Origin of the sequence: Sphingomonas azotifigens NBRC 15497, from assembly GCF_002091475.1 — a bacterium.
Lineage (GTDB): Bacteria > Pseudomonadota > Alphaproteobacteria > Sphingomonadales > Sphingomonadaceae > Sphingomonas > Sphingomonas azotifigens.
In genome coordinates this window covers 1-7,052 of sequence record NZ_BCTR01000104.1, presented here as the reverse complement: position 1 = coordinate 7,052, position 7,052 = coordinate 1, and the positions used below count along the sequence as shown (strand labels likewise).

The window sequence follows — 7,052 nt, the reverse complement described above, 5'->3', positions numbered from 1 at the left end:
GATCCTGCTGCCATCGAAATGCCTGGCGCGCGCAGCCGAAGATCGTGCTGCGCCGCCAGCGAGATTGGTGGCTTTGCGAAGCTGGTGCGCGAACGGGCGATCCGCGCCGACCCGCCCCAACCATAGCTCGAATGCATCCTCGGCCATGACGCTGTCCCATGCTGCAAAGCGCCAGATGAGGGTGCGCCAGCGCAGCCCTACAAGGGCCTCCATTCGGGGGAGCCGGAAAGCCGCAGAAACGCTGGCGTTCCGGCAACCGCGTCTTCCAGATGGAGGCACCGCCATCGGCATGCCTCCATCAAAAACGACGTGCAGACGCCACTTTCGGGGCCGCTTGGAGGCACCGCTTTTATCTTGCCTTCTTAATTGGGCTCTTCCTGGTCGCCTTTTCTACCATCGTCGCTCTCCTATCACGGTCTGCTGAGTCGGCCCAGCGAGTCGGGATTCGAGGTCTGGTACGCGGTGCATTCTTCCGTGCTCATCGACGGCGGGTTTCAGCGGCCCGCGGGCAGCTGCGGCGTCGTCGCGGCACATGTCGCTATCGGAGTAACGGGGCATCATCACAGGCATTCCGGCGTGGTCCAGCGATGCCGGCCACAGGCAAGATAACGTGCTTCCCGTCTTCATCGTCTGTACCATTCCTCATCCGCTCGCGCGGATCTCCTATGTGCGGGCGTAGCTCAGGCGCTTGGCTTTCGCCGCGATCCAGATGGCGGTTTCCTTCTCGGTCGCTTGCGGATCGCCGATGTAAAACGTGCCGTCACGCCACATCGCATGCATCACAACCGCCAGCTTGCGCGCCACCGCGACGCGCGCCTTGGCATGGCATTTTGTCTTCGCCAGACCGAGGCCCCAGGTCTTGATCGTGTCGGCGCCCTTGAAGCGCGTCAGCATCGCCGACGCGGCCTCGTAGAGCGCGCGCCGGACGTCCGGATCGCCCGCCTTGCTGATCCGCCCCTTCACATCGATCGAGGTGCCCGACTGCCATCGTTTCGAAGTCAGGCCGAAGTATGCGGCCACGTCGCGCGACCGTTTGAAGCGCATCGGGTCGTCGATCGCGGTGACAAAACTAAGCGCAGTCACCGGCCCAACGCCCGGGATCGCCATGAAGCGGCGGCAAAGATCGTCGGCCATGGCGAGCTGGACGACGAGTTTGTTGAGGACGAGATATTCGGTCCATAAAGCCGACCGCGCGCGCAACATGCATTCGATCAGGCCGACCGTCATCGCGTCGCCCTCGACCGCATCGCGCACGGCCTGATCGAAGCCGCCGCGACCGACTTTCCCGAGCCGGATGCCGAACGCCTTGAGCGAGTGGCGGACAGTGTTCTCGAGATCGAGAAACTTGCGTTTCAGATTGCGGCGCTGGACCAGCAACAGCCGTATCCGGTAGCAGTTTTCGGTCTTGATATGCGCCTGGCGGAACCAGCCCGTGCGCATGATATGGGCTAGACCGAGCGCGTCTTTCGCGTCGGTTTTGTTGCGCTGCGCGCTCATCGCCGCGCGGACGTGGCGGGTCTCGAGACAAACTGCTGGGACACCAGCCGCGAGCAGTTCGGGGTGCAGCCAGGGTGATAGCGCGCCGGCCTCGTGGCCGGCCCTGCGCAGGCGCCCGGCAAAAGGTTTGAGTGCGCCGGCGATGGTCGCCGGGTCGGTTGCGACCGACACCTCCAGCACCGTTTCGCCAGCGTCGGTCACCACGCAGATCGCGGTCTCATCGATCGACACATCCAGTCCGGCAAAATACTCCATCGCTCGCCTCCTGCGGTTTCTGCCCGCAGGAACGCTCGCACGCCGCACCCTCGCTTGCCCAATTACAGCGGCAATCCCTTCTATCTGCCCGCTGATCCCCGCCAGCCTTCCACCTGTTCCCTTTATGTTCTATTGTCGCCGCCTTTCCGAGGCGCCAGAAAGAGCCCGATATGTCCATCAAAATCGAACCACTGGAGAATGGCCGACCGAAGTTTTCCGGCGACGTGGAAGACGAGATTTGCCTATCCGCACGGGCTCTCGACGAGGGCTTTGCGATCGCGATTTCGGACGGCACGCTGGTGCAGGGACGCTTCGATAATTGGGTCGACGAATGCCGGCTTTCGGTCGCCGTCGAGGGCGCCGGTATCGCGACGATTGCACGTGCCGAGCGTGGCGACGTGCTCGATCTGGCGTGGAAAATCGAGTGGATCAGCGTCGCGATTGCCCGCGACATGCGCTGCGCCGAACGCAGTGAAGCGCTGCAGATGCAGCGCGAATTGTCGTTCGCGGACGCCGGGAAAATCGCCGCCTAGGTCAGGCGGCGGCGCTGCGTTCGAGTGCCGCGATCCGCTCTTCGCAGATCACCTGCACGGCCTGACCGAGTGCCTCGACACGCTCGCCGAGCCACGCCAGTTCTTCCTCGCTGATCCGGTAGTGCTTCGAATAGCGCGCCTTCACATAGGCCTCTTTCAGCTTCTCGAAGCGGGCACGATCGGTGCGCTGATCACGCGGCCAGGCATAGACCAGACGCGGGTCGATGCGCTCAGCCTGCGTGCGGAGGAAGCCCAGATTATGCACGTGGGGCGTGTAGAAGGTGCAGACCAGCAGCACGCAGTGATAGAGGCGTTCGGTAGCCTGATGTAAGTCGAACGCTGCCTTTTTCAGCTTTCCTCTTGCGACGGCATCCTTGCACCCGTCGAAGAAGTCTTGGGCGCTCGGCATCCATTCGCCGTAATACTCCTGCGCCATGGCCAACGCCTGCTTGGGCGTTTTCGGCTTGGGCTGGTGGAGTTCGGTGTCGTCGCTCTGGTACAGCGCGATGCCGTCGCGGGCGACGTCCATGAAGAAATAGCGGCCATGCGCGAGGCCGTCATTCACCTCCTGCAGCGTGTGGACGATGAAGTTGACCGGCGTGCGCAGCGTTTTGGTGATCGCCAGTTCGCGGTTGAGCCGGTCCTCGGCGGTGGCCCAGAATTCGACGCGGTCGGTGAGCCTGTCGTTGTTGACGATGACCAGCAGGTCGAAGTCCGACTGATAGCCCTTGGCGGTATGCGGCTCGTCGACCCAGCCGCCGCGTGCATAGCTGCCGTACAGGATGACCTTGAGGATGCGTGCCTGCTTCTTCCACTCCGAGGTCGCAACGGCGGTCGCATCGCCAAATTCCTGAAACAGGATCTGGACGACACGCTCGAGCTCGCGCTGCTTGGCAGGCGGCAGATGGTCGAGGCCGGTCTTCATCGCGCTAGTCTCATGCCAATGGCTTAGAATGCCAAGTGCAGAAGGAAAAGCGGCGGGCTCAAGGCCCGCCGTCCTCGTGCGTGGACAGAAGGAGATGCAACATCGCGGCGGCGAACTGGCGCTCCACCTCGGCGACGCTGATACCCAGTTCGTCCGCGATCTGGGAAAAATCGAGATCGCGATAGCGGTGCAGATCGAACACCGCGCGGGGCAGCGGTTCCATCGTGTCGAGCGCGTCACGGAGGCGGCGAAGCTGCTCCGCGAAGGGGTGTTCCTGTGTCATGGCACAGCTCCTGACAGAGGCCAGCGGCACCGCCGGGCGCCGCTGGCAGGGGCAGGCTGATCACGCGGCCTTGCGGACCGGCTCGACTTTCGGGCTGGCCGTCTGCGGTTCCGGGATGATCAACGACGCAACCGCCGCCGATCGGCTGGCAGCACCGACGCCGCCACGCGGCGTGTAGCTGGACGCCGGGAAGCGCAGCCAGCGCGGCACCCAGCCCTCGACGCGGGGCCTGCCGTTCTCGCCGCGCAGACAGTCGCTGAGGATGCGCTTGAGCACCTTGCTGGTTTCCCTGCCGTTGGCCTCGGCAACCTGCTGGCCCGCCACTTCGCCGACCATGGCAAGCAGCACTTCCCGGTCGCGAATGAGGTTGAACAGCGCCTCACCCGGCTGCCAGACCAGCCCCATGTCCACCGCCAGATGCTGCCCGAGCAGATCGACCAGTTCGCTGCGCGCCCACAGCGTCTCGCCCATGATGACGGCGAGGACAGCCATCACTTGCGCATCGCTGAGCGACAGCAACCGGACGAACAGGCTGGTCAGCCCTTCGCTCGCGCCGCCGGTGATCGTCGGTATGTCGCCGTCAAAATCGAGCAGCGCCAGCATGTCGCGCCGCTTGGCGAAGGCCGCTTCGGCCGCCGACAACTCGACGCTCTCGGTCACGGCCTCGCTGCCCGCACGCTGCTGCTCGACCTTTACCGACCATAGGGGCGAACCGACAATCAGATGCGCGACCGCCACCCGCAGCGCGACACCAGGCGCGTCGGCGAGCTTCGTCCGCACGGCGGCATGGCGATGCAGGTCGACATAGTCGTTGCCCGCGGCGGTAATTTCGGGACGGCCAGGCTTCTCCGTCACGTCGCCCGCCTCGGCTCTCGCCAGCGCCCGAGCTTCCTTGATGCCGATATAGCCTTCGTGGAAGGTGACGTCGCCGTGATACCCGATGGCGATATAGACCTTGCCGCCCTTCCGCTTGGCCCGTTTCTCATATTCCCAGCTGTGGAAGAACTGGCCGGGCGCCAGCGTGACGACATCGCCCCAGCCTGCTGCGCGATACGATTCCACACGCTCGGCAATCGCGGCGTTCTGCGCGGTCCAGAACTGCTCGGCGCTGGCGAAATAGCGATCCTCGCCGAACAGGTCGGCGACAATCTCGCCCTCGAACCCGGCCAGATCGAACAGCGCGACCTTGGTCAAAATCGACGCGCCGCCGAACAGCCATGCCTTGAGCGCCTGCCCGACGGGCGCCCGCGCCTCGGGGTCGTCGAGCAGTGCCAGCCATTCGCGCTGCTGTGCCTTCGAGGCGAGGGTCAGGTGCCGCACGGTGACGGCGTCGACCTTCTCGTCGCGGTAGAGCGTGCGGATACGCGGTAGCAGATTGCCGAGCGCGAGCGTGCGCTTCACCTGTACCTCGGTCAGCCCGAAGACGATGGCGATATGCTCGGGCCTGCGTCCCTCGCGCACAAGCCGGGTGAAGGTTTCCCAGCGGGTGACCTCGTCCGGATCGAGCCGGGCGATGTTCTCGATGAGCGAGGCTTCGAGCGCCGCCGCGTCATCGCCTGCATCCATAACGGCGCAGGGCAGCGCATCGATGTCGCCGCCCTCCTCGGCCACGGCCAGTGCGGCATAGTAGCGCCGCCGCCCCGCGACGATTTCGTAGCTGTCAGGCGAACCGTTCGCCCGCACGATCAGCGGCACCAGCACGCCGCGTGCCCGCACCGACGGCAGGATGTTGGTGAGGTCCGGCTGCTTCCTGCCACCGCGCATGTTTGCGGGCGAGATGCTCAGTTGGGCAACGTCGATATGCTTGAGTTCCATGATTCTTGCTCCTTTCTCGAACCACCGCACCGGCCCCGGAAAAGGGGGGTGGGCGGCAAGGAGCGGACCGGCAGTCCCGCTGGAGCGGTGGGCTGCACCCGTAGGGCCGGAACGAACGTGGAGGACCTGGGCGAAGCCCAGGTTGCCGCCTGCCGTGGCGGGACTAGAGGGCTGCGACGCCCACCCCCCTTGGCCGCGGCCGGCAGGCTACGCCAGCGCGCTAGCGCTGTCCGCATGCCGGCGAACTGCCGGCGCTTGCGTTAGCGATCGTCACCGCGGCAGCGGCCGAGACCCGCCAGGGGCTCGGTGGAGCGCAGCGGAATAGAGCGCGGTCGTGCCAGAGGCACGAAACGTCCCAGACCGCTATCACTTACCGTTCCTCCAGGCGCCCACCGTCGAACGCCCTCTTTCGCCTTAGAAGACGCACGAACATGCTACCGGCGCAGCGGTGCGGAAGCCGCGCTCGCCAAGCAGGATATCCGAAGTGCCATGATCGAATTCCTCGCGATCAGGCGACGATGAGCGGCTCGAGGCTGAACGCCTTGCGTTCAGCCAGCTGCGCGATGGTGGCCAGATAGTGCTGAAAGTGCGGTGTCGCGCGGTGCGCCTCGCGCGCTGCGGCGTCGACGTAGAGCTCGTCGAGCACGAAGACGCGCGGTTCAGCCTGATCAGCCCACAGGTCGTAGCGCAGATTTCCCGGCTCCGCCCGGCTGGGCTCTAGCAGACCTTCGAGCAACGCCCGCAATTCCGTTTCCTTGCCTAGGTGCGCCGTCAGCACACCGACGGTCTTCACGTTGCCGGTCATCGCGCGTCTCCCTTCATTATGGCGATTGCGAACATCGGTGCGCCGCCGACCTAGCGTGCGCGCATCCCGGCGCACCGCGTGGTGGGGGTTTTCGTAGCGCGGTTCGTTGCGAGACTGCAGTTAAGCCGGGTCAAATCTGGAGAATTATCGAGAAGGATATGTGGTCACGTGAGCGATATGGCGCCGACGGGCTCAGCGGAAAGCCTGTCCGCCCTTAACACAACGTTACCGTAATTGACGCCCCTCCCCTGCAGAACGGCCTAGACTAGGTTCACACTGCTACTGAGCCGATCCGGGTTAGGGAGGGCATGATGATCAAAGAAACGGTCGGCGTCATCAATCTCAATACAAATGGCATTGAAAACGATGGCGGGTGTCGGGGAAGCACGGTGGCTCACTTGAGCGAGACCGTGAAGCTTATGCTGGCGCTCATGGAGGTCGACTACGAAGTCGCGCTCAATCTGGCGATGGACATCGTCGATACGTTCTCGAACTTCGAGCCCTACGTCATCGAGGATCGCGAAATGGTCACCGACAAGAATTCGCACTCAGACCACCTGATCACCAAATCCCTGAGTCGCAAGCCCGGCCACGGCTGACGCATCGACCAGTACCTCGATCCGCAAGCCGTACACACGCTGCCTGCCCGGCACCTTCCCGGGGCTCGCGAAGGGCATGTGCGCAGTTCAATCTGGAGTGACGACGATGAAACATCTTATTGCAGGAGTGCTCCTCGCCATGGCCACTACCGCATCCGCCCTCGGCCACCCGAACGCGCCGAACAAGCCCGTCTCGATCGTGCTGGTGCATGGTGCGTTCGTCGATGCCTCGGGCTGGAAACCGGTCTACGACATCCTGACCAAGGACGGCTATGAGGTGCTGGTCGTCCAGAACCCGACGGTTACGCTCGACGGGGACGTCGCGGCCACGCGCCAGGTG

8 protein-coding genes are annotated in these 7,052 nt (G+C 64.3%); 3 read left to right on the top strand and 5 right to left on the bottom strand.

Annotation, left to right across the window (positions count from 1 at the left end; translation table 11 throughout):
• Positions 1-663 precede the first annotated feature (663 nt).
• A complete protein-coding gene (locus tag SAZ01S_RS22715; protein ID WP_084584613.1) occupies positions 664-1,752 on the bottom strand; it encodes an IS110 family RNA-guided transposase in 1,089 nt (362 codons plus the stop codon).
• Between the two features lie 170 nt (positions 1,753-1,922).
• Here SAZ01S_RS22715 and SAZ01S_RS22710 point away from each other — a divergent pair, with 170 nt between their 5' ends.
• Complete coding sequence (locus SAZ01S_RS22710) at positions 1,923-2,285, top strand: hypothetical protein (protein ID WP_084584612.1); 363 nt, start codon at positions 1,923-1,925, stop codon at positions 2,283-2,285.
• Between the two features lies 1 nt (position 2,286).
• Here the strand turns inward: SAZ01S_RS22710 and SAZ01S_RS22705 are convergent, their stop codons facing one another.
• The 4 genes from SAZ01S_RS22705 to SAZ01S_RS22690 form a co-directional block, all read right to left on the bottom strand.
• Entirely contained in the window at positions 2,287-3,210 is a 924-nt protein-coding gene (locus SAZ01S_RS22705) for a HEPN domain-containing protein (RefSeq protein ID WP_084584611.1), read from the bottom strand.
• 58 nt (positions 3,211-3,268) lie between these two features.
• Positions 3,269-3,493, bottom strand: coding sequence for an RNA polymerase sigma factor (locus SAZ01S_RS22700; RefSeq protein WP_084584610.1), 225 nt, complete (start codon positions 3,491-3,493; stop codon positions 3,269-3,271).
• 60 nt (positions 3,494-3,553) lie between these two features.
• Complete coding sequence (locus SAZ01S_RS22695) at positions 3,554-5,308, bottom strand: ParB/RepB/Spo0J family partition protein (RefSeq protein ID WP_084584609.1); 1,755 nt, start codon at positions 5,306-5,308, stop codon at positions 3,554-3,556.
• A 508-nt stretch (positions 5,309-5,816) separates the two neighbouring features.
• Entirely contained in the window at positions 5,817-6,113 is a 297-nt protein-coding gene (locus SAZ01S_RS22690; RefSeq protein WP_084584608.1) for a putative quinol monooxygenase, read from the bottom strand.
• 308 nt (positions 6,114-6,421) lie between these two features.
• Here SAZ01S_RS22690 and SAZ01S_RS22685 point away from each other — a divergent pair, with 308 nt between their 5' ends.
• Together SAZ01S_RS22685 and SAZ01S_RS22680 are read left to right on the top strand one after the other, a co-directional pair.
• Complete coding sequence (locus SAZ01S_RS22685; RefSeq protein ID WP_084584607.1) at positions 6,422-6,712, top strand: hypothetical protein; 291 nt, start codon at positions 6,422-6,424, stop codon at positions 6,710-6,712.
• 139 nt (positions 6,713-6,851) lie between these two features.
• The coding region (locus SAZ01S_RS22680; RefSeq protein WP_218018160.1) for a lipase family protein at positions 6,852-7,052 on the top strand (201 nt) is incomplete at its 3' end.

Bases quoted from the DNA above. Each gene is read 5' to 3' on its own strand.
- SAZ01S_RS22715 (WP_084584613.1), bottom strand. From the start codon at position 1,752: ATGGAGTATTTTGCCGGACTGGATGTGTCGATCGATGAGACCGCGATC.
- SAZ01S_RS22710 (WP_084584612.1), top strand. From the start codon at position 1,923: ATGTCCATCAAAATCGAACCACTGGAGAATGGCCGACCGAAGTTTTCC.
- SAZ01S_RS22705 (WP_084584611.1), bottom strand. From the start codon at position 3,210: ATGAAGACCGGCCTCGACCATCTGCCGCCTGCCAAGCAGCGCGAGCTC.
- SAZ01S_RS22700 (WP_084584610.1), bottom strand. From the start codon at position 3,493: ATGACACAGGAACACCCCTTCGCGGAGCAGCTTCGCCGCCTCCGTGAC.
- SAZ01S_RS22695 (WP_084584609.1), bottom strand. From the start codon at position 5,308: ATGGAACTCAAGCATATCGACGTTGCCCAACTGAGCATCTCGCCCGCA.
- SAZ01S_RS22690 (WP_084584608.1), bottom strand. From the start codon at position 6,113: ATGACCGGCAACGTGAAGACCGTCGGTGTGCTGACGGCGCACCTAGGC.
- SAZ01S_RS22685 (WP_084584607.1), top strand. From the start codon at position 6,422: ATGATGATCAAAGAAACGGTCGGCGTCATCAATCTCAATACAAATGGC.